The organism is Mycobacteriales bacterium (assembly GCA_030697205.1).
Lineage (GTDB): Bacteria > Actinomycetota > Actinomycetes > Mycobacteriales > SCTD01 > JAUYQP01.
In genome coordinates, this window is record JAUYQP010000010.1 from 76358 (window position 1) to 100166 (window position 23809).

General features: G+C 73.8%; 25 protein-coding genes and 2 riboswitches. Of the genes, 13 read left to right on the forward strand and 12 right to left on the reverse strand.

The annotated features are described in order from the left end of the window. Window positions 1–29: 29 nt before the first annotated feature. On the reverse strand, window positions 30–1280 hold the full coding sequence (locus tag Q8R60_02380) for a class I SAM-dependent methyltransferase (protein ID MDP3711317.1): 1251 nt from the start codon (window positions 1278–1280) through the stop codon (window positions 30–32). Next, complete coding sequence (locus Q8R60_02385; protein MDP3711318.1) at window positions 1277–2644, reverse strand: FAD-binding oxidoreductase; 1368 nt, start codon at window positions 2642–2644, stop codon at window positions 1277–1279. Before Q8R60_02385 ends, Q8R60_02380 begins: the two co-directional genes overlap by 4 nt. Window positions 2645–2711: 67 nt before the next feature. On the opposite strand from Q8R60_02385, the gene Q8R60_02390 reads away from it, so the two are divergent. Then, window positions 2712–3569, forward strand: a complete 858-nt coding sequence (locus tag Q8R60_02390) for an aldo/keto reductase (protein MDP3711319.1) — start codon at window positions 2712–2714, stop codon at window positions 3567–3569. A 1-nt stretch (window position 3570) separates the two neighbouring features. Continuing rightward, window positions 3571–4434 carry a hypothetical protein gene (locus Q8R60_02395; GenBank protein ID MDP3711320.1) on the forward strand — a complete coding sequence of 288 codons (864 nt, stop codon included), beginning with the start codon at window positions 3571–3573 and terminating at the stop codon, window positions 4432–4434. Here Q8R60_02395 and Q8R60_02400 read toward each other — a convergent pair. Then, entirely contained in the window at window positions 4431–5096 is a 666-nt protein-coding gene (locus tag Q8R60_02400) for a hypothetical protein (protein MDP3711321.1), read from the reverse strand. The genes Q8R60_02395 and Q8R60_02400 overlap by 4 nt on opposite strands. A gap of 78 nt (window positions 5097–5174) precedes the next feature. Here Q8R60_02400 and Q8R60_02405 point away from each other — a divergent pair, with 78 nt between their 5' ends. Together Q8R60_02405 and panB are read left to right on the forward strand one after the other, a co-directional pair. Beyond that, window positions 5175–6920: an NAD+ synthase gene (locus Q8R60_02405; GenBank protein MDP3711322.1), complete on the forward strand. Its 1746-nt coding sequence runs from the start codon at window positions 5175–5177 to the stop codon at window positions 6918–6920. A gap of 105 nt (window positions 6921–7025) precedes the next feature. Next, the gene (gene panB, locus Q8R60_02410) at window positions 7026–7859 is read left to right on the forward strand and encodes a 3-methyl-2-oxobutanoate hydroxymethyltransferase (GenBank protein ID MDP3711323.1); all 834 of its coding nucleotides are present in this window, start codon (window positions 7026–7028) and stop codon (window positions 7857–7859) included. A 236-nt stretch (window positions 7860–8095) separates the two neighbouring features. Here the strand turns inward: panB and Q8R60_02415 are convergent, their stop codons facing one another. Together Q8R60_02415 and Q8R60_02420 are read right to left on the reverse strand one after the other, a co-directional pair. Further along, window positions 8096–10819, reverse strand: a complete 2724-nt coding sequence (locus tag Q8R60_02415; protein ID MDP3711324.1) for a penicillin acylase family protein — start codon at window positions 10817–10819, stop codon at window positions 8096–8098. Between the two features lie 9 nt (window positions 10820–10828). Further along, window positions 10829–11605 (reverse strand): helical backbone metal receptor, encoded by a 777-nt coding sequence (locus Q8R60_02420; GenBank protein MDP3711325.1) that lies wholly within the window; start codon window positions 11603–11605, stop codon window positions 10829–10831. Window positions 11606–11795: 190 nt separating this feature from the next. Between Q8R60_02420 and Q8R60_02425 the strand changes: the two genes are divergently transcribed. Further along, window positions 11796–12806: a hypothetical protein gene (locus Q8R60_02425; GenBank protein ID MDP3711326.1), complete on the forward strand. Its 1011-nt coding sequence runs from the start codon at window positions 11796–11798 to the stop codon at window positions 12804–12806. 12 nt (window positions 12807–12818) lie between these two features. On the opposite strand, the gene Q8R60_02430 is transcribed toward Q8R60_02425, so the two are convergent. Continuing rightward, window positions 12819–14231, reverse strand: a complete 1413-nt coding sequence (locus Q8R60_02430; protein ID MDP3711327.1) for an RNB domain-containing ribonuclease — start codon at window positions 14229–14231, stop codon at window positions 12819–12821. Between the two features lie 85 nt (window positions 14232–14316). Between Q8R60_02430 and Q8R60_02435 the strand changes: the two genes are divergently transcribed. Next, window positions 14317–14649 (forward strand): metalloregulator ArsR/SmtB family transcription factor, encoded by a 333-nt coding sequence (locus Q8R60_02435; GenBank protein ID MDP3711328.1) that lies wholly within the window; start codon window positions 14317–14319, stop codon window positions 14647–14649. Further along, window positions 14646–15086, forward strand: a complete 441-nt coding sequence (locus Q8R60_02440) for an SRPBCC domain-containing protein (protein MDP3711329.1) — start codon at window positions 14646–14648, stop codon at window positions 15084–15086. The genes Q8R60_02435 and Q8R60_02440 overlap by 4 nt, the downstream gene beginning before the upstream one ends. Before the next feature lie 57 nt (window positions 15087–15143). Here the strand turns inward: Q8R60_02440 and cobT are convergent, their stop codons facing one another. The 5 genes from cobT to Q8R60_02465 form a co-directional block, all read right to left on the reverse strand. Continuing rightward, window positions 15144–16205 carry a nicotinate-nucleotide--dimethylbenzimidazole phosphoribosyltransferase gene (gene cobT, locus Q8R60_02445; protein ID MDP3711330.1) on the reverse strand — a complete coding sequence of 354 codons (1062 nt, stop codon included), beginning with the start codon at window positions 16203–16205 and terminating at the stop codon, window positions 15144–15146. 188 nt (window positions 16206–16393) lie between these two features. Further along, complete coding sequence (locus Q8R60_02450) at window positions 16394–16606, reverse strand: hypothetical protein (GenBank protein ID MDP3711331.1); 213 nt, start codon at window positions 16604–16606, stop codon at window positions 16394–16396. Further along, the gene (gene thiC / locus Q8R60_02455; protein ID MDP3711332.1) at window positions 16606–18411 is read right to left on the reverse strand and encodes a phosphomethylpyrimidine synthase ThiC; all 1806 of its coding nucleotides are present in this window, start codon (window positions 18409–18411) and stop codon (window positions 16606–16608) included. The genes Q8R60_02450 and thiC overlap by 1 nt, the downstream gene beginning before the upstream one ends. Beyond that, window positions 18404–18515: riboswitch (TPP riboswitch) on the reverse strand. Its footprint overlaps the gene before it by 8 nt. Before the next feature lie 4 nt (window positions 18516–18519). Then, a complete protein-coding gene (locus Q8R60_02460; protein ID MDP3711333.1) occupies window positions 18520–19260 on the reverse strand; it encodes a maleylpyruvate isomerase family mycothiol-dependent enzyme in 741 nt (246 codons plus the stop codon). After that, window positions 19257–19868: a TetR/AcrR family transcriptional regulator gene (locus tag Q8R60_02465; GenBank protein MDP3711334.1), complete on the reverse strand. Its 612-nt coding sequence runs from the start codon at window positions 19866–19868 to the stop codon at window positions 19257–19259. The genes Q8R60_02460 and Q8R60_02465 overlap by 4 nt, the downstream gene beginning before the upstream one ends. A gap of 83 nt (window positions 19869–19951) precedes the next feature. Beyond that, window positions 19952–20078, forward strand: a riboswitch (cobalamin riboswitch). A gap of 35 nt (window positions 20079–20113) precedes the next feature. Between Q8R60_02465 and Q8R60_02470 the strand changes: the two genes are divergently transcribed. From Q8R60_02470 to Q8R60_02485, 4 genes are read left to right on the forward strand one after another with little or no spacing between them, the layout of a single operon-like run. After that, window positions 20114–20317, forward strand: a complete 204-nt coding sequence (locus Q8R60_02470; protein MDP3711335.1) for a CbtB-domain containing protein — start codon at window positions 20114–20116, stop codon at window positions 20315–20317. Beyond that, entirely contained in the window at window positions 20317–21027 is a 711-nt protein-coding gene (locus Q8R60_02475) for a CbtA family protein (protein ID MDP3711336.1), read from the forward strand. The genes Q8R60_02470 and Q8R60_02475 overlap by 1 nt, the downstream gene beginning before the upstream one ends. 56 nt (window positions 21028–21083) lie before the next feature. Continuing rightward, window positions 21084–21536: a phosphoglycerate mutase family protein gene (locus Q8R60_02480; GenBank protein MDP3711337.1), complete on the forward strand. Its 453-nt coding sequence runs from the start codon at window positions 21084–21086 to the stop codon at window positions 21534–21536. A 14-nt stretch (window positions 21537–21550) separates the two neighbouring features. After that, window positions 21551–22135 (forward strand): lysoplasmalogenase family protein, encoded by a 585-nt coding sequence (locus Q8R60_02485; GenBank protein MDP3711338.1) that lies wholly within the window; start codon window positions 21551–21553, stop codon window positions 22133–22135. Window positions 22136–22166: 31 nt separating this feature from the next. Here the strand turns inward: Q8R60_02485 and Q8R60_02490 are convergent, their stop codons facing one another. Continuing rightward, window positions 22167–22955: an enoyl-CoA hydratase/isomerase family protein gene (locus tag Q8R60_02490; protein MDP3711339.1), complete on the reverse strand. Its 789-nt coding sequence runs from the start codon at window positions 22953–22955 to the stop codon at window positions 22167–22169. Window positions 22956–22987: 32 nt separating this feature from the next. On the opposite strand from Q8R60_02490, the gene Q8R60_02495 reads away from it, so the two are divergent. Together Q8R60_02495 and Q8R60_02500 are read left to right on the forward strand one after the other, a co-directional pair. After that, window positions 22988–23491, forward strand: coding sequence for a type II toxin-antitoxin system PemK/MazF family toxin (locus Q8R60_02495; GenBank protein ID MDP3711340.1), 504 nt, complete (start codon window positions 22988–22990; stop codon window positions 23489–23491). A gap of 68 nt (window positions 23492–23559) precedes the next feature. Beyond that, the gene (locus tag Q8R60_02500; protein MDP3711341.1) at window positions 23560–23805 is read left to right on the forward strand and encodes a DUF4242 domain-containing protein; all 246 of its coding nucleotides are present in this window, start codon (window positions 23560–23562) and stop codon (window positions 23803–23805) included. Window positions 23806–23809 lie beyond the last annotated feature (4 nt).

Below are 23809 nucleotides of genomic sequence, written 5' to 3' on the forward strand. Positions count from 1 at the left end.
ACCGGCGCGATGGCCCGTCGTGACCAGCGTCAGACCCCCCAGTCGGGGCGCAGCGGCATCCCCGAGAAGCCTTCGGTCGTCCGGACCGCCAGGACCTGGTGGAGCTGGATGTCGTTGCGCTCGAACGCGAGTCGCGACCCCGCCAGGTAGAGCGCCCAGACCCGCGCCGTGCCCTGCCCGACCTCGGTGACGGCGTCGTCCCAGCGGGCATCGAGGTTGTCGCACCAGGCATGGAGGGTCCGGGCGTAGTGCTCCCGCAGGTTCTCCTCGTGACGGACCTCGAGCCCGGCGGCCTCCAGCTCGCGCACGACCCGGCCGACCCCGGGCAGTTCGCCGTCGGGGAAGACGTAGCGCGCGATGAAGCCGCGCTTGCTGATCGCTGCCGCCTGCTCGTCAGCGCGGGTGATGCAGTGGTTGAGGAGCCGTCCCTGCGGGCGCAGCTTCCCCGCCAGACGGCGGGCGTAGTCGGGCAGCCCCTTGATGCCCACGTGCTCGGTGAGACCGATGGAGCTGATGGCGTCGAACCCGGTCTCGGGCACGGCGCGGTAGTCCTGGTGCCGGATGTCCACCTGCCCGGTCAGCCCCGACTCGGCGACGACCTTCTGCCCCCACTCGGCCTGCCTGCGCGACAGCGTGACCGCGACGACCTCGACGTCGTAGTGCGTCGCGGCATGGACAGCCATGCCGCCCCAGCCGCAGCCGACGTCGAGCAGGCGCATGCCCGGACGCAGCCCGAGCTTGCGGCAGACCAGGTCGAACTTCGCCGCCTGGGCCTGCTCCAAGGTGGTGCTGTCTTCGGCGTAGACCGCGCAGGTGTAGGCCATCGACGGGCCGAGCACCCACGAGTAGAAGAGGTTGCTGACGTCGTAGTGGTGGGCGATCGCGACGGCGTCGCGACCGAGGGTGTGGGCCCGGAGCCCCGCGACGTAGCGGCGAGCGCCGACCTCCTGCGGCGGTGGCTCGACCCAGGTGAGGGCCTCACGCCCGAGACGACGCAGGGCCGACAGCCGCTGCCTGGCTGTGAGGTCGCCGATGGTGTCGCCGGCAAGCGCACGCAGCGCGCTGTAGTGATCGGGTGCCACGAGGTCGAGCTCACCGGACACGTAGGCCCGCACCAGCCCGAGCTCCCCCGGGGCGCTCACCAGGTGGGCGAGCGCCTTCCGGCTGCGCAGCCGGAGGACCGGCGCACCGGGCGGCCCCGCGGCCGACCCGTCGTAGGCCTCGACACGGATCGGCTTGGCCAGGACCGCGTGCAACTCGTCGGCGATCATCGCGCTCATCCTCCTCGGACGCACTTCTCGTAGAGGTCGAGGAACCGGGCCTGCGGGTCGTGCTCGTCCTTGAGCCGGCGGTAGACCGGCCCGTTGTAGAGCCTCCAGAACGCCTCCTCGTCGTAGTACGACGTCGAGTAGAGCGACTTGCGGCCGCCGAGATGCCCGACGAGCCGCTCGACGAGCCGGTTGTGGGTTCCGTCAGGCTCGCCGGGGCCCAGCGCCACCGAGGACCAGAACCCGACGTTGACGTAGAGCACGGAGGGGTCCAGCCGGTAGAGGTCCCACACGTCGTCGGGGCCCCGCTGCCGCAGAGGGCAGAACCACACCGGCTCGATCGGCACCTCTCCCGCGAAGACGTCCATGAAGTTGGCCACCCGGTCCACGGGCACCTCGACGTCCTGCACGACGTCCTCGCGCTCGGGCAGCCCGCGGCGACGGTCGAGGGCGGACTTCCACCCGTGTCGCCGCTCGAAGGCGACCAGTGCCCAGTAGACGTCGCTGCGCAGCCAGCGTCTCGGCCAGATCCGGCGGACCACCGGGTGCTGGGCCCCGAAGGCCCGGCTGCACCAGAACCAGTCGGTGTCCCAGCGCCATAGGTAGTCGCGGACGGTCAGCCAGTCCTCAGGCCGCTGCCGCAGCGACCGGTAGTAGATCTCGCGACCGGTGTAGTCGGACACGTGCGGGGCCGCGGACGCCCAGGACCCCAGGGTCACCCGGGTGTCGTCGGGCCCGAACCAGACCGCGTCGACGAACGCGACCGGCTCGCCGTCGTAGGAGCCCGCAGCGCACACGTCGGTCATCAGTGCCGCAGCCTGCGCGACGGACCCGCACCGGACGTGTCGCAGGTGCACGAAGGGAAGCACGGGCTCGAGCTCGATGCGCAGCCGGAGCGCGTAGCCGAGCGTCCCGTAGCTGTTGGGGAAGCCGTGGAACAACGCGCTGTCCTGCTCGCGGCTGCAGGTGACCACCCGCCCGGCGCCGGTGAGGACGTCCATCTCCAGCACCGACTCGTGCGGGCAGCCGTTGCGGAAGCTGGAGGCCTCGATCCCGAGCCCGGCGACGGCCCCTCCGAGGGTGATCGTCTTCAGCTGCGGGACGACGAGCGGCATCAGCCCGTGCGCCAGGGTGGCGTCGACCAGCTCCTCGTAGGTGGTCATCCCGAGGACGTCGGCGGTGCGACCGTCGACGTCGACGTCGAGCACTCCGCGCCACCCGGACACGTCCAGCCCTGGCGTCGTCGCCGGCGCCCGGTCTCGGAACAGGTTGGAGGTGCGCTTCGCCAGGCGCAAGGGCGCCCCCTGGGGCCACGCCTCGACCTGGCCGGCCAGCTCGCGGGCAGCCAGGTCGTACGACGTCGCCGTCACGCTCACGCACCCAGTGTGTCGATCACACGACCCGTTGGGAAGACTGGGCGCACGCCCATCTCCAGGAGGACCCATGACTGCCCCCGTGACGTCCAGCGGCACCTTCTCCCTCGGCGGTGACCTGCCCGTCCACCGCCTCGGCTTCGGTGCGATGCGCATCACCGGCAAGGGCATCTGGGGCCCGCCCGCCGACCACGACACCGCCCTGGCGGTCTGTCGTCGTGCCGTCGAGCTCGGCGTGGACTTCATCGACACCGCCGACAGCTATGGGCCCTACGTCAGCGAGGACCTGCTGCGCGAGGCGCTGCACCCCTACGACGGGGTCGTCGTCGCGACCAAGGGCGGCCTCACCCGCTGGGGCCCGGACCAGTGGGAGCAGGTCGGCCGTCCGGAGTACCTCCGCCAGTGCGTGCACATGTCGCTGCGTCGGCTCGGCGTCGAGCGCATCGACCTGTGGCAGCTGCACCGCATCGACGCGCAGGTGCCCGTCGAGGAGTCGCTCGGCGCGGTCAAGGAGCTGCAGGACCAGGGCCTCATCCGCCACGTCGGCCTGTCCGAGGTCACCGTCGAGGAGATCGAGCAGGCCCGCAAGGTCGTCGACGTCGTCAGCGTCCAGAACCTCTACAACCTCGCCAACCGCCAGTCCGAGGCGGTCGTCGACCACTGCGAGGCCGAGGGCATCGCCTTCATCCCGTGGTTCCCCGTCGCGTCCGGCGACCTCGCCCGCCCCGGCGGTGTCCTCGACGGCATCGCGAAGGAGACCGGCGCGACGCCGGCCCAGCTCGCCCTGGCCTGGCTGCTCAAGCGCTCCCCCGTCATCCTGCCGATCCCGGGCACCGGGTCGGTCGCGCACCTCGAGGAGAACTGCGCGGCGGCCGAGGTCTCCCTCACCGACGCGCAGTTCGACGCCCTCACCGACCTGGCTCGCTGAGGTGCGGCTCGCCGCCCTGGGCCTGGTGGTGCTGCTCGCCGGCTGCACCGGCGCCGAGCCGCAGTCCTCACCGACCGCCGAGGCCGACTCGACGGGCGGCAAGCCGCAGCTCGCGGTGACGAGCAGCTGCTACGGCGAGTGCTCCTACACCTCGCCGCTCGGCCTGCCCGACGTGGCCGTCTACGCCGACGGTCGGGTCCTGTCGGTCGACCGCACCGGCACCGACAGCCGGCCGGTCCTGCGCACCGGGCAGCTCGACCAGTCGACGCTCGCGCGGCTGCAGGAGCTCGCGATCGCCGCCGGTCTCACCTCGGGCGGCCGCAGCACCCTGGCCCGCGACACGTCCTTCGCCGACGGCGGCGGCAGCACCTTCACGGTCCGCCTGCGCAGCACGCTCACCACCGTCGAGGTGCCGCTGCTCGACCCCACAGCCCCCGACGCAGAGGCCTACGCCGACCCCGCGCGGGTGACCCGGATGGCCGAGCTCGGCAAGGCCCTGCGCGAGGCGGCCGCGCTCGCCGACACCGACGTCACGCCTTCGTCGTACGTCGTCAACGCCCGTCCCGCCACCGCTTCTGCTGGGGTCGACCCGGCCGCCTGGCCCGGGCCGGCGCTCGCCGGGCTGCCGCAGGTCGGGGACGGGCTGCGCTGCGCGATCGTCACCGGCGCAGCCAAGGACGCCGTAGCCAAGGCGGTCGACGCCGACGGCTTCGGCGGCCGCTACACCAGCGCCGGGCGCCTGTGGCAGGTCGTCGGCCGGGCGCTGCTCCCCCACGAGCAGAACTGCGCCGACGTCGGGGAGACCGCCGGTGCCGCCACCGCCGCCGGCCCGCGCTTCCCGGGCGACTCGCGCCCCGCGGCCTAGTCCCGCAGCGCGGCCACGGCGCCGGCCGCGACGACGAGCCCGGCTGCCAGGGCCAGCCACAGGCCGACACCCGCCGAGGGCATGAAGGCCTCGGCGAGCTGCGCGCCGAAGTCGCCGAACCCCTCCTCGAGACCGCCCCCGGTGAGAGGGGCCCCGTCGAACCCGAGGTCGGTGGCGGCGTCGGAGGTGGCGGACCCGAGCCCCGACGTGAAGCCGTCGGTCGCGCTGCCGATCCGCTGCCTGACGGCAAGCGCGGCACCAGCACCGGCGAGCCCTCCGAGCAGCGCCCCGACCCGCAGCAGCGGACGTGCGGCGCGACCGATGAGGCCGGCGCCCTCCTCGACTGCCGCGACCACGGCGACGAGCCCGCCGACGAGCGCCGCTGCTCCCCACTCCACCTTGAGCCCGCTGAGGTCGAAGACCAGGACCGAGACCCAGGGCAGCAACGACGACAGGGCGAGCAGCACGCCGCCGAGGCCCAGGAGCAACGCCGGCAGGGGCAGCGCCCGGGTGGCGGGGGGCGGCACAGGGGTCGGCACGGCCGCGGGCCAGCCCGGGGCCGGCACCTGACCGGCTGTCGCTGCAGTCCCGGGTGCGGGTGCGAACCCGTGCGTCACCGGTCCGTCGGGCGCACGGCCCGGGCCGTAGTAGTCAAAGGTCATGCGGAAGCCCCCATGCCACCCCATCGGCAGGCCGAGGCGACCGTCTTGAGCCCGACGGCGACGGCCTAGGGTCGGCGCATGGCGCAGCTCAGGGTCGGACTCGCGCAGGTCGACCACACCGTCGGGGACCTCGCAGGCAACGCCGACATCGTCAGCGCCTGGACCCGCAAGGCGCTCGACCAGGGCTGCCACCTCGTGGCCTTCCCCGAGATGGTCGTGACCGGCTACCCCGCCGAGGACCTCGTCCTGCGGCACAGCTTCGTGCAGGCCTCGCTCGACACCCTCGAAGGCCTGGCCACCCGCCTCGCCGACGAGGGCGCGGGTCGCGTCGCCGTCGTCGTCGGCTACTGCGGTCGCAGCGACAACCCCGCGCCCGCCCTCGGCCGCCCCGCCGGAGAGCCGCAGAACTCCGCCGCGGTGCTCTACGACGGGCGGGTGGTCGCCCGCTACGCCAAGCACCACCTGCCCAACTACGGCGTCTTCGACGAGTTCCGCTACTTCGTGCGCGGCGACCGCTTCCCGGTCGTGCGGCTGCACGGCATCGACGTCGGCCTCGTCGTCTGCGAGGACCTGTGGCAGGAGGGCGGCCCGGTCGCGGTCGCCCGCCAGGCATCGGTCGGGCTGCTGGTCTGCATCAACGGCTCGCCCTACGAGCGCGGCAAGGACGACGTCCGCGGAGCCCTCGCGCGCCGGCGCGCCGCGGAGTCCGGTGCCGCGCTCGCCTACGTCAACACCGTCGGGGGCCAGGACGAGCTGGTCTTCGACGGCGACTCGCTCGTCGTCGACACGAGCGGGGCGATCGTCGCCCGCGCACCTCTGTGGCAGGAGGGCCTGCTCGTCGTCGACCTCGACCTGCCCACGCAGACCCTCGCCCTCACCGGGCCGGTCGACGCGCGCGACGGCACCACCATGGCGGTCGACCACGTGGTCCTGCACGAGCAGGCGGTCCCGTCGTACTCCCCCTCCGTCCCGGGGGTCGCCGTCGCCCTCGGCGACGAGGCCGAGGTGTGGGGAGCGCTGGTCACCGGCACCCGTGACTACGTCCGCAAGAACGGCTTCCGGTCGGTGGTCCTCGGGCTCTCGGGCGGCATCGACTCGGCGCTGGTCGCGACGATCGCGCGCGACGCCCTCGGCGCCGACGCCGTGCACGTCGTCGGCATGCCGAGCGACTGGTCGTCGAGCCACTCGGTCACCGACGCGGAGGAGCTCGCCCGGCGGCAGGGCCTGCACTGGCAGCTGCTCCCCATCAAGGCGATGGTCGACGCCTACCTCGCCACCACCGAGCTGACCGGCCTGTCGCTCGAGAACCTGCAGGCGCGCGTGCGCGGCACCCTGCTCATGGGGCTGTCCAACCAGCACGGCCACCTGGTGCTGACGACCGGCAACAAGAGCGAGCTCGCGACGGGCTTCTCCACCCTGTACGGCGACAGCGCCGGTGGGTTCGCGCCCATCAAGGACGTGCCGAAGTCGTTGGTCTGGAACCTCGCCCGTTGGCGCAACGGCCAGGGCGACGGCGAGCTGATCCCGGTCGCCTCGATCGACAAGCCGCCGTCCGCGGAGCTCGCACCAGGGCAGCTCGACAGCGACCGGCTGCCGGACTACGCCGTCCTCGACGCGGTCCTCGAGGACTACGTCGTCCGTGACCTCGGCCGCGCGGACCTGCTCGCCGCCGGCCACGACCCCGCCGTCGTCGACCGGGTCGTGCGGCTCGTGGACGTGGCGGAGTACAAGCGGCGGCAGTACCCCCCGGGTCCGAAGATCACCCCGCGCGCCTTCGGCCGCGACCGCCGACTGCCCATCACCTCGAAGTGGCGCGAGCACTGACCCTGTGACGCAGGACACCGGGACAGCAGTGTTGCCCGCGTGTCACGCTGGTGGCGACCCGGGGACGCGACCGTGCGCCCCGAGGCGATCCCCCCGGAGGCCGGCATGACCGACTCGCTCCCGTCGCTCTACGGCGGCGTCACCAGCCGGCGCGTCACCGTGCGCGACCTGCAGCTCGCCAAGGACGCCGGCGAGAAGTGGGCGATGCTCACGTCCTACGACATGCTCACGGCCCGGCTCTTCGACGAGATCGGGATCCCTGCGCTGCTCGTCGGTGACAGCGCGGGCAACAACGTCCTCGGCTACGACACCACCGTGCCGGTGACGATGGACGAGATGGTGCCGCTGGTCCGTGCAGTCGCGTCCTCGACGTCACGCGCGCTGGTCATCGGTGACCTGCCCTTCGGCTCCTACCAGGGCTCACCGGCGCAGGCGCTCGAGTCCGCGGTCCGCTTCATGAAGGCCGGCGCGCAGGCGGTCAAGCTCGAGGGCGGCCGCCGGGTGCTGCCGCAGGTCGAGCTGCTCGTCGAGTCCGGCGTCCCCGTGATGGGCCACCTCGGGCTCACGCCGCAGTCGGTCAACACCCTCGGCGGCTACCGCGTGCAGGGCCGCGGCGAGGCCGGCGACCGGCTGATCGAGGACGCCCTCGCGATGCAGGAGGCGGGTGCTTTCGCTCTCGTCCTCGAGGTCGTCCCGTCGGACCTCGCGGCCCGCGTCACCAAGGAGCTCGCGATCCCGACGATCGGCATCGGGGCGGGTGCGGAGACCGACGCGCAGGTGCTCGTCTGGACCGACATGGCCGGCCTCACCCCCGGCCCCGGCCCGAAGTTCCTCAAGCGCTACGCCGACCTGCGCACGATCCTCGGCGACGCCGCGAAGGCCTACGCCGACGACGTCCGCACGGGCACCTACCCCGGCCCGGAGCACGGCTACGTGTGACCGCGAGATGATCACCATCGAGCGTGATGGTGATCCATTCGCGTCGACACGCCGAGGTGAGGCGCGACACGATCAGCCACCCCGAAGGCGTACGCCGCGGCGCGACCCCGACAGCTCCTCCGCCCTCGCGGGCGCTCCGGCCGGTGCGGACGCGACCCGTCGTACGAGGGGTCTGATCATGTCGCGACGACACGCCGCCAGCTAGCGCGCGACGATCACCCCGGAAGCGATGGTGATCATCTCGTGCGGCGGCGGGCGGCGAGGGTCGCCGCCAGCAGCGCGGCCGCGAGGGCGGGCAACAGGGGGCCGGAACCCGTGGCGGGCAGGGGGCGGGCGGGCGGCGCTGCGGGCGGGGCTGCGGGCGGGGCTGCTGCCACGATCCGGTCGAAGGCCACCAGGTGGATCCAGGAGCCGCGGTCCTGGAAGGGCATCGTCAACGACGGCCCGATGACGCCGGTGAGCGACTCGACGGGCGAGCGCGGGTGACGCATCCGCCAGGTGGACGGGTCGGCGCCGTAGCGCTCGGTCAGGACCGCCACGGCACGGTCCAGTGCGGTCCGCACCACGGCCTGCCGGGTCCGCCCGCCGAGGTGGTCGTGCTGGACGGCCAGTGACGAGCGCGAGGGGTCGAGCACCCGCAGGACGAGGTTGTCGGCGGGCGTCGCGTCGAAGGCGTGCGTCGCGTAGGAGTCGCGCTCGGCCAGGACCTGGACCGGCACGTCGCGCAGGACCTCCGAGACGAGCACCTGCATGAGCGCCCGGAACACGGTCGGCGCCGGACCGTCGGTCACGGCGTCGTCGGTGAGCTCGCCGGCCGATGTCCCCGCACCCGGCCCGTAGGCCGTGCCGTCCCACCCGGCGAGCAGGTCGCGGGCCGCGCGCTGCGCGTCGGTGAGGCCAGCCGTCCCGAGCACGCGGAGCAGCAGCGGGACGAACTCACGCGCCCGGTGGTCCACCGTGCCCGCGCGGTAGTCGATCGCCCGCAGGTCCTCGGGCGACACCTGGCCGTCTGCCGCGAGCGCGTCCTGGAGCGCCTGCACACGGGAGGCCGCACCGGCAGGCCGTGCGGACGTCGCGTCGGCGGTCCAGGTGTCCTGCCAGCCGGCAGCGGGCTTGCCGTTCCAGTTGGCGATCCAGCCCTGCGCGGGGTCGACGACGTGCGGCAGGTCCTCGAAGCCGCGCATCCCCCGCCAGTCCTGCGAGCCGTCACCGAGGGAGGGCAGCCGCGGGTCGACGGACGCGGCGCGCAGCGGGTGCAGGCCGGGGTGCCAGTAGGCGATGCGGCCGTCGGCATCGGCGTAGGCGACGTTCTCGTTCCACGTCACCTGCCGCACCGCGGCCTCGAACTCCTCGAACGTCTTCGCGCGGTTCCAGGCCAGGATGCCGTTGACGGTCTCGAGCTCGCGGCCCCACATCGCGATCTGCAGCGCGCGCGCCCGGGTGCCGTCGTCGGAGGTCGCGACGATCGGGCCGTGCACGGTGCGGCAGACCTGCAGGACCTCCTCCTGCACGGGCAGGCCGACCGGGACGCCCTCGACCTCCTGCCGGAAGCGGATGACCTCGTCGCGACAGGACGCCGGCTTCCACACACCGGCGTGCTGGAACTCCACCCCGGAGCCCGCCGGCCGCACGGTCTCGACGAAGGAGTCGATGGTCTTGGAGTTGCCGGTCGTCAGCGCCCACGCGACGCGCGAGCCGTAGCCGATGCCGACCGTGGGGAGCCCTGGCACGGAGACGCCGCGGGCGTCGTAGCCCGCCCCGTGGACCTCGAGCTCCCACAGCACCGAGGGGTAGGACCAGCCGAGCTGCGGCGCACTCTCCAGCAGCGCCCCGCCGGTCGTGGTCCGCGACGGCGACACCACCACCTGGTAGGAGCCGCCGTGCAGACCGCGGGCCCACGCCACCAGCTGCTGCGCCGGGCCGAGCGCCACCGCCGCGGCCTCCGGCGCGAGCCCGTCGAGCGGCACCTCGTCGGGGTCCTGCGTGCCGCCTCCGGGGATCGCCGGCACCCCGGCGCTGATGCCCTCGCCGAGCTCCGGCGGCAGCGCCAGCGCGGCGTCGGCGGCCGCGTCGAAGACGGCGCGGGTCGGCGCCGGGCCGCTCTCGAAGGCCCCTTCCGACACAGGGACCGTCACCGGTGCGAGGCGGTCGTCGGTGCCGTTGAGGTCGAGGAAGACGTCGCGGCCGGCCTCGCGACCGAGCGCCTCCTCGAGGACCCGCAGCCGCTCGACGCTGCGGAACTCGTCACCACCCGCCGACGCCACGGTCCGGGTGATGAGCACGCCCGCGGCGAGGGTGTCGGTCACGGTCCAGGCCGCAGGCAGCGTCGACAGCAGGGCGTACTCCGCCGGCAGCTTCGTCGGGTCGGTGCGCACCTCGGTGATCCAGGCGTCGAGACCTTCGGCGTAGGAGCGGATCACGTCCTGCGACTCGGCCGGCAGCGCAGCCAGAATCGCGGCGTACTCCTGCTCGCTGTAGGTGACCTGCCGCGCCTGGCGGTCGATCTCCAGACCGCTCGGGCCGACCAGCTCGGCGTAGGTCCCCCGGGCGTAGCGCCGCACCGCGTCGGCGAGGAAGAGCCGGTCCTGCCCGGCTGCGTAGCCCGCGCCGAACCACACGTCCGACGCCGTGTCGCCGCTGACGACCGGCACCCCGAAGTCGTCGCGGCCGATCCGCACGCCGGGCCGCGGCTGCTCGACGTCGGCCGGCTCGCTGAAGTCACCGGGCTTGAAGCCGCCGCTCCAGAACAGCTCGCGCTGGTCGTCGACGTGCGGCCCGTAGTCGCCCGGACCACCGGCCATCCCCTGGGCCTGGCCGGTGACGCTGACGAAGCCGCTGTTGCCCGGCCCGAGGACGGTGACGGCGCTGTGCTCCTGCTCGGGCACCTCGGCGACGGCGGACGGGGCGAGGAGGAACGGGAGGACGAGCGGGACGGCGAGGACGACCGGGGGGAGGCGCACGGGGCGACCCTAGGGTGCGAGCTGCCTCTCGAGCAGGAGCCGCGCCTCGGCCAGCGACGGGCCGTACCACGTGAGGTGCCGCCCGCTGACGCACCGGCTCGACGCCGCGAAGCACTCCGGGCCGTCCTCGGGAGAGAAGGCGTAGGGCTCGTCGGGCAGGACGACCAGGTCGTACGACGGAAGCTGTGCGAGCTCGATCCGGGGATAGCGGTCGGGGCTGTCGGCGAGCACGTTGTCGACACCGAGCCGCGACAGGACGTCACCGGTGAAGGTCCCGCTGCCCACCGCCATCCACGGCCGCCGCCATACCGGGACGACGGCGCGCCGACGCGGCCCGGTCCACGGGTCGGCCCAGGCCGCGCGAGCCTCGTCGAGCCAGCCGGGCCGGTCGAGGCCGCAGGCTGCCAGGGCCCGCTCGAGGCTGACCAGCGCCCCGGGCAGGGTCCGCGGGAAGGTCACCCAGACCGCGACCCCGGCGGCCCGAAGCGCGTCGATGTCGACCTCGCGGTTCTCCTCGGCGTTGGCCAGCACGACGTCGGGCCGCAGCGCGAGGACGGCGTCGACGTCGGGGTTCTTGGTGCCGCGCACGCGGGTCACGCCGAGGTCACCGGGGTGGCTGCACCAGTCGGTCGCGCCGACCAGCAGCCCGGGTGCGGTCACCGCGACGGCCTCGGTGAGCGAGGGCACCAGCGACACCACGCGGGCCGGAGCGGCGGGCAGGTCGACGTGGGCACCGGTGTCGTCGAGCGCGCGGTCCCGTGTGTCGGACGGCACAGGTGCGGGCACGGCACGATCCAAGCACCCGGACGTTGCGCCAGGTGAGCAGGAACCGGCCCGCGGGTGGCGAAGTGATCACTCGACGGACCGGGCGCAGGGTGTCAGGATCAGGACAGAACGGACACCCGGCACCCAGCAGGAGATCGGCCCTCGGTGGCGAACACGTCACCACAGCTCGACACGACACAGGGAGCCCGCGGTGGACGAGCACGACGGCACGGAGCAGGCGCCAGCGCCTCGCGCCCGCCGGCTGCGCGCGCTCCCCGGATCGGTCTCCCCCATCGACTACCCGGGCTCCGACCTCCCCCGACCGGTGCTCTCCGCCGTCGGCGAGGGCGTCGACGCCCCGCGGGTCGCGGCCCTCGACGCGCTGCTCAAGGACGTCGACGACCTGCGCGCGACCGTCCGCCGCGACCTCGGCCTGGCCGCAACCGCCGTCTCCGCGGGCGAGGAGCGGCTCGCCGCCTTCCTGCTCGACCAGAGCGCCGACGACCTGCAGTCCTTCCAGGACCGCTCCGAGGTGCGGCTCACCGACCTCGACGCCCCTGCCCTGCCCGCCGCCGTGGGCGCCGACGAGGTCGGCCCGCCGATCAGCGCGCGTCCGCGCCACCGCCGCCTCGCCCCTGCCGCTCCCCTGGTGGCCGCCGCTGCCGCGCTGTTCGTCGGCCTGTCCGGCGGGCTCCCGGCGCTGACCGGGCAGACCGCGGCCGGCAGCTCCTCGGCCGTCGACTCCTTCACCTCCCTCACCGACGAGGTCCGGGCCGGCGCGTCAGCCGAGCGGGTGAGCGCCGCAGCGGAGCAGCTCCACGACGAGCTCGTGCCGGTGCTGCAAATCGCCAGCAGTGACCCGCAGGCCGCTCAAGATGCCATCGACCTGCTCACCCGCGAGACCGCCGTCCTGCTGAGCAGCCCTGACACCGACCACCCCGAGGTCCAGCGCGCGATCCGCGACGCCCAGGCACTGGTCCGGATGCTCAAGCGCGCCGTCCGCCGCCCGGCCGACAAGGCGCCTGCCGTCCCGGTCCAGGTGCCGCAACCGCAGGCGGAGCCGTCGTCGGAGAAGCCGAGCCCGAAGCCGACGTCCTCGCCCAGTGCCAAGGCGACGTCCTCGCCCAGCAGCTCCCCGTCGTCCAGCCCGAGCAGCTCCTCCTCCGCGGGGGCCGACGAGGACGACAGCAAGAACGACCCGCTCGACCCCGACCTCGGCTGAGCCGGCCGCTGCTCAGGCAGGCGCGAGCAGGACCTTGCGGGTCCTGGGATCCGCGGTGACGACGCGCACCTTTACGCTCTGCCCCAGCGGCAGGTCCGCCCCGTCGCAGCGCGCCCGTACCGGGGGCTCAGCCAGCTGCACCGTGCCGTAGCGCGGGCCCGCGTCGACGACGACCGCGTCGAACTCCTCCCCCACGCACGGCGCGAGCACCACGGCCTCAGCGAGGTCGACGGTCGCGCGCTCCAAGGCCGACGCGCGCCGCCCCGAGTCCGTCATCACGGCAGGCAGCTCGGGCAGCCGCGCCCGCACGTGGTCGGGCACCGGCGTGCCGGCGCAGACCGCGAGGCACACCTCGGTGGCAGTGCGGTCGGCGAGCCGGCGCAGCGGCGCGGTGACGTGGGCGTAGGGGGCCGCGACCGCGGAGTGCAGCGGCTGCTCGGGAGGCCCGCCGTCGAAGGCGGTGTAACCGGCCCCGCGCAGCAACCGCGTCGACAGGGCGAGCACGGCCGCCTCTGCCGGGACCGACGCGTCGAGCCGCGAGACGACCTCGGCGTACTCCTCGTCGGTGTCCCAGCGGACCCCGAGCGCGAGGGCGCTGCGGCGCAGCGCGGTGACGTCGTCGGCGTCCGGCGGCGGCAGGGTCCGCAGCAGCCCGACCCCGGCGTCGAGCATCATCCGGGCGGCAGCCATGCCGGTGAGCAGGCTGATCTGGGCGTTCCAGCCCTCGACCGGCAGGGGGGCGCGCAGCTCGAGCCGGGGCCGCCCGTCCGGGCCGTCGGTGACCTCCTGGTCGGGGGTGGGCAGGTCCACCGCGCCGCGGTCGCGACCCCGCTGCTGGCGCAGCTCGCCGACCTCCCGCAACAGCTGGAGCTGCTCGTCGGCGCTGCCGTCGTCGAGCGCTGCCTGCACCTGCGCGTAGGACAGCTTCGCGCGCGAGCGCACTTTCGCCCGCTCAACCCGCGCGGACGTCACCTCACCGTGGGCGTCGAGGGCGACCGACCACAGCGCCGCCGGCCGGACCTGGTCCGGGAGCAGGCTGGCCGCGCCCTCGCCGAGCACGTGCGGGTGCAGCGGCACCCGGGTGTCGGGGGCGTAGAGCGTCTCGCCGCGCTGCAGCAGCTCGAGGTCCAGGGCACCACCGGGTACGACGAACGCGGTCAGGTCGGCGATCGCGTAGTGGACGGCGTAGCCGTCACCGTCGCGGGCGATCGCGAGCGCCTGGTCGAGGTCGCGGCTGTCCGGCGGGTCGATGGTGACGAGGGGCAGGTCGGTGCGGTCGAGCTCCGGCAGCCGCGGTGCGCGGGCCGCCTGCTCGGCCTCGGCGAGCGCCTCGGGGGTGACGTCTTCGACCACCTCGAGCTCGCGGCGCAGGTCCGCCCAGGAGGGCACGCGCGCGGGGGGCAAGTGGATGCGGGGGCTCGGCACCCGCCCACCCTAGGCAGTTGACGGGGCTGGCCTGCCTCCCTAAGGCCAACCTTTTCGTTGAGCAACCAAGTGGGTGAACACGTCGATGGCGACCGATCCGCTCAGCCGGGTCTTCGCCGCGCTCGCCGACCCGACCCGCCGCGCGATCCTCGAGCGGCTGGCCGACGGCGAGGCGACGGTCAACGCGCTGGCCGAGCCTTTCGCGATGAGCCTGCAGGCCGTCTCCAAGCACCTCCAGGTGCTCGAGGCGGCGGGGCTCGTCACGCGCGGCAAGAAGGCCCAGTGGCGTCCCGCCCGGCTGTCCGGTCGACCCCTCGGGCCGGCCGCCGACTGGCTGGAGCGCTACCGGGTCCTCTGGGAGAGCAGCTTCGACCACCTCGACGCGCACCTGCGCGACGTGCAGGGGAAGAGCACATGAGCGGCTACACGAGCACCCGCACCTTCGGCGCGCCGCGCGAGCTGGTCTGGGGCTGCCTCACCGAGGCCGGCCACGTCGGGGTGTGGTTCGGCGGCCACGACGGTCGCATGGAGGACATGGTCTGTGAGCCCGTCGTCGGGGGTCGCTGGGGCGGCACGATGGTCCTGCCCGACGGCCACCGCATCGAGTGGGACGGCCGGTTCCTGGTCGTCGAGGGGCCCGCCCGCCTGGTCTGGGCCTTCACCGACGTGCCACCGCTCCCGGCCGACGCTACCGAGGGCTACGCGATCACCCTCACCGAGGTCGACGGCGGCACCGAGCTGGTGCTCACCCAGGAGGGCGGGGCACTCACCGAGGAGCAGTACGTCGAGGCCCGCGCCGGCACGTCGATCTTCCTCGACGTCCTCGCCGAGCACCTCGCCACCCTGCGCGCCTGACCGCCCCGCCCCCTCCCGAGTGATCAACGGTCCCGGCGAGCGGAGGCGCCGAGGCGGTCACTCCTTGTCGGAGACGCCGGCGCTGTCGAAGGTCGCCATCTCGGCCAGGGCCCGCACCGCGGCCTGGACGAGCGGCAGCGCGAGCACCGCACCGGTGCCCTCTCCGAGCCGCAGCTCGAGGTCGACCAGCGGTCGCAGCCCGAGGTGCTCCAGCGCCACGGCGTGCCCGGGCTCTGCCGAGCGGTGGCCGGCGAGGCAGGCGTCGAGGCAGTCCGGCGCGAGCGCTGCGGCGACCAGCGCGGCTGCACCGGCGATGACGCCGTCGAGGATCACGGGCACCCGCGCCGCGGACGCACCGAGCACGAAGCCGGCGATCGCGGCGTGCTCCAGCCCGCCGACCGCGGCCAGCGCACCGACGGGGTCACCGGGGTGGGGCTGGTGGAGGGACAGAGCACGGCGTACGACGTCGGTCTTGCGCGCGAGCGTCTCGTCGTCGACACCGGTCCCCCGGCCGGTGACCACCTCGGCGGCCGCGCCGGTGAAGGCGGCGATCAGCGCGGCCGAGGCGGTGGTGTTGGCGATGCCCATGTCGCCGCTGAGCAGCACGTCGTGGCCCGCGGCGACGAGCTCCTGCGCGACCGCGATGCCGACCTCGAGGGCCTGCACCGCCTCGTCGCGGGTCATGGCCGGCTCGACCGCGAGGTCGCGGGTGCCGGCGCGGACCTTGCGGCGCAGCAGGCCCGGTGCCTCGTCGAGGTCGCCGGCGACGCCGACGTCAACGACCGTGACGGTCGCCCCGACCTGCGCGGCGAAGGCGTTGACCGCCGCTCCCCCGGCCAGGAAGTTGCCGACCATCTGCAGGGTGACCTCCTGTGGCCACGGCGTGACGCCCTGGGCGTGCACACCGTGGTCGGCGGCGAAGACCGCGACCGCAGCGCTCGACGGTACCGGCGGCGGGCAGGTCCCGAGCAGCCCCGCGACCCGGACGCTCACGTCCTCGAGGGCGCCGAGGGCTCCGCGCGGCTTGGTCAGCCGGTCCTGCCGCTCGCGCGCCTCGGCGAGCGCGGTCGGATCGGCAGGCCGGATCGCGGCCACGGTCTCGTCGAGCAGCTGTCCCACGGTGGTGTCCCTTCAGGTGGTGCGAGCGACCGCCCCGCTCCGCCCTCGACGCCCCCCCCCGCTCGCTGATCTTCGCCGTGTTGCGACTCGCTGAGCGTGCGATATCGCAAGGAGGCGAAGATCACCGCGGGTGGGACGGCGGGCGGGGCGGATTGTGCGGGTGAGGTGGGTGCGGTCAGGTGGACGGGTCAGGTGGGGAGGGCGCCGCCGTGGCGGCTGATGGCGGTCTGGACCGCGGCTCGGAAGGCCGCGGTGTCGGTGCCGCCCAGGTTCTCGACGCGGGTGCCCTCGTGGGGAAGGTGCGTCAGCACGACGCCGGGCAGGGTGCCGGCGAGCGCGCGGACGTCGGGCAGGGCGACGTCGCAGACGACGACCTCGTCAGGCGCCCGGTCGGTGCACATCAGTCGCGCTGCAGCTCGGGCGCGGGGTCGGTCGACGTGACCGCCTTCTCCAGCTCCACGACGGGCAGGTAGACGCGGGCGCCCTCGTCGAGGAACTCGGCGGACTTCTCCGCCATCCCCGCCGCGAGGGCCGCCTCCTCCGACAGGCCCTTCTCCTCGGCGTACTTCCTGACGTCCTGGCTGATCCGCATCGAGCAGAAGTGCGGCCCGCACATCGAGCAGAAGTGCGCGGTCTTGGCCGCACCCGCAGGCAGGGTCTCGTCGTGGAAGTCGCGGGCGGTCGTCGGGTCGAGGGAGAGGTTGAACTGGTCCTCCCACCGGAACTCGAAGCGCGCGTCGGACAGCGCGTCGTCCCACGCCTGCGCCCCCGGGTGGCCCTTGGCGAGGTCGGCCGCGTGCGCCGCGATCTTGTAGGTGATGACGCCGTCCTTGACGTCGTCGCGGTCCGGCAGGCCGAGGTGCTCCTTGGGCGTGACGTAGCAGAGCATCGCCGTGCCGTACCACCCGATCATCGCCGCGCCGATCGCGCTGGTGATGTGGTCGTAGCCCGGCGCGATGTCGGTCGTCAGCGGCCCGAGCGTGTAGAACGGCGCCTCGTGGCAGACCTCCAGCTGGAGGTCCATGTTCTCCTTGATCTTGTTCATGGGGACGTGGCCGGGGCCCTCCACCATGACCTGGACGTCGTACTCCCAGGCGATCTTCGTGAGCTCGCCGAGGGTCCGCAGCTCGCTGAACTGCGCCTCGTCGTTGGCGTCGGCGATGCAGCCCGGGCGCAGGCCGTCACCGAGGGAGAAGGTGACGTCGTACTCCGCCATCAGCTCGCAGATGTCGCGGAAGCGCGTGTAGAGGAAGTTCTCCTCGTGGTGCGCGAGGCACCAGGCGGCCATGATCGAGCCGCCGCGCGACACGATGCCGGTCTTGCGGGTCGCGGCCATCGGCACGTAGCGCAGCAGCACGCCGGCGTGGACGGTGATGTAGTCGACGCCCTGCTCGAACTGCTCGATCAAGGTGTCGCGGTAGACCTCCCACGACAGGTCCTCGGCCTTGCCGTTGACCTTCTCGAGCGCCTGGTAGATCGGGACGGTGCCGATCGGGACGGCGCTGTTGCGCAGGATCCACTCGCGGGTCGTGTGGATGTTGCGACCGGTCGAGAGGTCCATGACGGTGTCGGCGCCCCACCGGGTCGCCCACGTCATCTTGTCCACCTCCTCCTCGATCGAGGAGGCCACCGCGCTGTTGCCGATGTTGGCGTTGATCTTCACGAGGAAGCCGCGGCCGATGGCCATCGGCTCGACCTCGGGGTGGTTGACGTTGGCCGGGATGACCGCACGGCCGCGGGCCACCTCGTCGCGCACGAAGGTCGCGTCGAGGCCCTCGCGGATCGCGACGAACTCCATCTCCGGCGTGATCTGGCCAGCCTTGGCGTAGGCCATCTGCGAGACGGTCCGGCCCGGCAGCGCCTTGCGCGGCAGCCGCGTGCTCGCGAACTGCGAGTCCAGGTTGCGGTGGTCATGGGCCTTGAGACCGTTGTCGACAGGCAGGACCTCCCGACCGGGGTACGACGCGGTGTCCGCGCGCTCCTCTATCCACGGCGCGCGCAGGGCCGGCAGCCCGAGCCGCACGTCGGTGCGCAGGTCCGGGTCGGTGTAGGGGCCGCTGGTGTCGTAGAGGACGACGCTGTCGCCGGTGGTGAGCCGGACCTCGCGCATCGGCACCCTGATGTCGGGGCGCGAGCCCTGCAGGTAGGTCTTCGTCGATCCCGGGAAGCTGGTCCCCGTGCTGGGGCTGTCGTCGAGCGCCGTCATGACGGCTCCTCCCTACGCCGGAACTACCCGGATCAGGTGCGAACGGTCGGCGGCCGGTCCTGCCGCCCTCTCGGCCTCGGCGTGAGGCTCCCGCGGGTCACCCGGAGCCTAGAACAGCACGGCGGTCCGCAGCAGGCCGGTGCCCTCGGCGCGCCCGGACAGGGTGCGGGCGAAGTCCACGGCGTCGAGCGACAGCCGCTCCCCACCGCTGCCCCGCGACCAGCGACCACCGGCCGGCCCGGTGAGCTCCAGGTCGAACGGCTGCCCGTGCAGGTCCGCCCACTCGGCCACGAGGTCCTGCACCAGGCGCCCGTCGTGGTCGGCGGTGACGACCGGCGTGCGGTCGGTGGCGGCGCAGATGTCGACGCGGTGCATCCACAGGTCGCGGTTGATGACCCGGTCGAACAAGTAGCCGACGCCGACCTTGCCGTCGTTGGTCGGCACCCTCACCAGGCTCCGCAGCGGCTCGGGGAAGCGCCGCCGGAAGCGAGCGAAGCGCGGCAGGACGCTGCCTGCACGGTCCCGGGCCTGCTGCGGTGCCCAGTCGTCGCGGGCCCGCTGCCCCGCCTGCATGAAGGCGTCGAGCGGAGGCAGCCCCTCGGCCCTCGCGAGCCGGCGGCCGGCGAGCTGCTGCCTGACGCCCTCCGCCGGGGAGAGGAACGCCTCGGCGGAGGCGACCTGGTGGACGACGACCTGGCGCACCGTCCACGCAGGGCAGGCCGTGGGCCGCTCCCACTCCTGCGGTGCCAGGTCGTCGAGGACGGCGAGCTGGCGCGCGATCGCCTCCTCGGCGAGCGCGAGCGCCTCGTCGCGGGTGAGCGGCGCGATGTCCAGGGCGGTGATGGTCATGATGAGCCTCTCGTCATCGGGGCAGGCGCGGGCGGTCGTGCCCGAGCCAGGAAGTCGGTGAGGGCGTCGTCGAGCAGGTCCCGCCAGCGCCGACCGCCGGGGTCGTTGGCGATCTGCTGGCTCATCAGCCCGGTGTGCAGCGCGCTCCACAGGTCGAGGTCGCGCTGGGAGGTGACGCCGAGGGCGGCGAGGCCGGTGCGCATCCGCTCGTAGAGGACCTCGGCCCTCGCGTAGGACTGCGCCGAGGGGACGAATCCGGGGACGGTCCGCAGGAACAGCAACCCGAACCTCGCGGGCTGTGAGACGCACCAGTCGAACAGCAGCTGGTTGGCCGTGCGGAACGCCGCCTCGGGCTCGCCCGGCAGGTCGGTGAGCAGCTCGAGCAGCTCGTCGTTGGCGGCCGCGAACATCCGGTCGTAGAGGTCGGCCTTGGAGCTCACGTAGCCGTACAGCGACGGCGGCTGCATGCCGACCTCGGCCGCGACGTCGCGCAGGGACAGGCCGGCGAGCCCGTCGCGGTCAGCGAGGCGCCACGCGGCGTCGAGGATGTCCTTCGTCGTGGCGGCCCGCCGAGCCGCGACCCGACCCACCTTCGGTTCTCCGAACACCCTTCGGACAATGGCCCGGTCGCCGGGCGTGGTCCATAGCCCGTCCGGGCCAGCCCACCCGCTGCGTGACCCGGCGCCGCGGTTGTGCTTTGCTCGTCGTCCGCAGCGCCGCTCGCTGAGGAAGCCGGTGAGATCCCGGCGCGGTCCCGCCACTGTGACTGACCCGTACGAGGGTCGGGAGCCAGACACTCGGAGCGGCGCGAACCGACCCACGGGGCGAACGACCCCCGGGAGGAGCACACCCGATGTCTCAGCTCACCGCCCGCCTGCACGGCACCCGCACCCCGGCCGCAGCCCTGCTCGCGCTGCTCGGCGCCACGTCGATGCTGTTCGCGGTCGCGTTCGACCAGGGCCAGGTCGCCGCGCTGGCGCAGGCCGCCTTCGGCGACTCCACCGTGCACGAGCTGTTCCACGACGCACGGCACATGCTCGGCTTCCCCTGCCACTGATGGGCGCCCTGCTCGGCCGCGGCGCCCTCTCCGGGGCGCTGGCCGGCCTGCTGACCTCCGTCGTCGCGTTCTTCCTGCTCGAGCCGGTCCTCGACCGGGCCATCGCCCTCGAGGGTGGCGGCGGCGACGGTCCGGTGTCCCGCGAGGTCCAGAAGCTGTTCGGCCTGCCCGTCGGCTTCGCCCTCGTCGGGCTCTCCCTCGGCCTGCTGTTCGCGGTCGCCTACCGCGTCCTGCCGTCACGCGCCGACGACTGGCACCGCTCCACGGGGCTCGCCCTCGGTGCCTTCCTGGCACTCGCCGCGGTGCCGCAGCTGCGCTACCCGGCGAACCCACCGGGCGTCGGGGACCCCGAGACGATCACCACGCGGACGTCGTCGTACCTCCTCGCGGTCGCCGTCGGCGTCGTCGTGGTCGCAGGGGCCTACGCCGCCCTCCGCGCGTTGGACCGGCGCGGTGTCCCCGCGGCCGCCCGGCAGAGCCTCGTCGTCGCGGGGTCGCTCGCGGTCGTCGCGGTCGGCTACGCGCTGCTGCCCGACAGCGGCGACGCCGTGGAGGTCCCCGCGACGCTGGTGTGGGACTTCCGAATCCGGTCGCTCGGGGTCCTCGCGCTGCTCTACGCCTCCCTCGGGGCGGCCTTCGGCCTGCTCTCGACCCGGGCCTCCCGCGTGCCGGACGCCCCGACCGACGCGCTCGTCCGAGCGGCCGGCTGACCACCCGGCTGCTGCTGGTCCGCCACCCGGGGACCGCCGCGACCCGGACCGCGACGGTGCCCGCGGACGAGCCGGCGACGGGCGTCCTCCCGGACTGGTCGCGCTTCCTGGGCCGCGCCGGGACGGTCGTCACCTCACCTGCCCGGCGCTGCTCGGTGCCCGGGGCCGCCGTCGACGCACGACTCCGCCCGTGGGACCTCGGCGCCTGGGTCGGACGGGACCTGGCCGAGCTGGACCTCGCTGGTTGGCGCGCCGACCCGGGCTACGACGAGCACGGCGGCGAGACCCTGCAGGCCCTGTACGACCGGGTGGCCGGACTGCTCGCGGACTGGCACGACCGCGACGACCGGCTGGTCGCGGTCACGCACGCGGCGGTGGTCAAGGCGGCTGTCGTCCACGCGCTGCACGCACCGGTGCAGGCGACCTGGGACGTCGACGTCGCGCCGTCGTCGGCCACCGAGCTGCACGCGACCCCGACGGGCTGGCGGGTCGTCGGCGTCAACCGGTGAGTAGCGTGCGGCCGGTGCTGAAGAAGACCTACGCCGCCCTCGCTGTCACCGACGCCCTGCTCGCTGCCACCGGTCGCGCCGGCCCGCGGCGGGTCACCAAGCCGCTGCTCATGCCCGTGCTCGCGGCCTCCTCCGACCGCCCGTCACAGCGGGCACTGGCTCTCGGGTGGGGTGGCGACGTCGCACTGCTCGGCTCCTCGCCGGCGGCGTTCACGACGGGGCTCGCGTCGTTCCTCGTCGGTCATGCCGCCTGGATCGCCGCGGTCCGCGGGCGCGGCGGCGGTGGCCTCCTGCGCCGCCGGCCCGCGGCTGCCGCGCCCTACGCCCTCGCCTGGGCGGGCCTCAACGCCTACCTCTGGTCGCGCACCGGTCGCGACCGGCTGCCGGTCCTGGCCTACTCCGGCGCTCTGGCCGCGATGGCCCTGACCGCGCTCGACAGCGGCGATGCCCGCACGGCAACGGGCGGCGCGCTGTTCATGGCGTCGGACAGCCTGCTGGCGCTGGAGAAGTTCGGCGGTGTGCACCTCCCGCTGCACGAGGGCCTGGTGATGGCGTCCTACACGGCCGCCCAGGCGCTGCTCGCGTCAGACGCCGACTGACAGCCCCCCTGATCGCCGGTGGGTCACGCGACTAGGCGCCGGTGAAGACGGCCTTGCCCGGACCGTGGGCGAGCAGGCTGGAGATGCCCGCCTCGAGGTCGCTGGTCTCGAAGACCCTGCCGCTCACCTCGGAGCTCATCGCGTCGGCGGCAGCCACTCCCCCGTCGCGGGCGGCGAGCAGGATCTGCTTGCCCCACCCGGCAGCCAAGGTCGGTCCGGCGGCGAGGGCGGCGGCGTGGGCGCGAGCCTCTGCCAGCAGGTCTGCACGGGGGACGACGCGGTTGACGACACCCCACTGCTGCAGCTCGGTCGCGGAGTAGACCTGCCCGGTGAGGACAGCCTCGGCGGCCCGCGCCACCCCTGCCCTGGCGACGAGCCGCTGGGTGCCGCCGCCACCCGGCGTGAGCCCGACGGTCGCCTCCACCAGGCCCATGCTCGCCTCCTCGGCAGCCCACAGCAGGTCGCAGCCGAGGACCAGCTCGAAGCCGATCGTGAGGTTGAGGCCGTGGACCACGGCCAGCGTCGGCAGCGGCAGCGCCTCGAGCTCGTGGACGATGTCGAGGAAGCTCTGCATGAGGGCGGCACCCGAGGCGTTGTCCCGACCGCGGAAGTGCGCGACGTCCACGCCCGCGCAGAACACCTTGCCCTCCGCCCGCACGAGCACCGCACGGGCACCGGTGGCCGCGATGCTCGACACCGCAGCCGCGACGTCGGCGATCATCTGGCCGTCGAAGAGGTTCAACGGCGGCCCGGACAGGACGAGCTCGGCGACGTCGCCGAGCAGGTCGATGCGGGCCTTGGGCGCTGCTGTCGACGTCATGCGGCGACCCTAGTGCGGCTACGTTCAGCGCCATGGCAATGAGATGGGCAGGGCTCGCACGCGCGGTGGGCGCGGTCGCCGTCCGACAGGCTCCGCGTGTCCTGCGCCAGGTCCGGCGGGCCCGGGCGGGCGCTGCCCAGCCGCGACGCGGGCCGGTGCGTGGCGGTCCCCGCCAGACGCTGTCCTACGCGCCGCAGCCCGACGGGCGCGCCGACCCGGGTGAGGTCGTCTGGACGTGGGTCGCCTACGAGGAGGACCCGTCGAAGGGCAAGGACCGGCCGGTCGTCGTGGTGGGGCGGGACGGCGCGACGCTGCTGGGGCTGATGCTGTCGAGCAACTCCGACCGTGACGGCCAGCGCGGCTGGCTCTCGCTCGGCGTGGGGCCGTGGGACGGCGAGGACCGCCCGAGCTGGGTGCGCCTCGACCGCGTCCTGCAGCTGCGCGAGGACGCCATCCGCCGGGAGGGCGCGGTCCTCGACCGCCGCCGCTTCGACCGCATCGCGACCGCGCTGCGCAAGGACCACGGCTGGTCCTGACCTGGCTCTGGACACGCCCACCCATCGGGAGCACACTCGCGCCGCCACCATCGAAGCGAGGAGCACCGATGCCCACGTTCATGGACTACCACGACGACCTCAAGCTGCCGGAGGACGTCATCAAGGAGATCGGCAAGGGCGCGAGCAACGGCGAGACCGACGAGTTCGGGGTCCGCCAGGTCGAGCTCTACCACAACGCGGACGGCAAGGTGTACTGCCTGCTCGACGCCCCCGACGCGGACGCGGTGCGCAAGCACCACGCCGCTCTCGACGTCGCGTGCGGCGACGTCCACGAGGTGCACAAGCTCTTCTAACGCT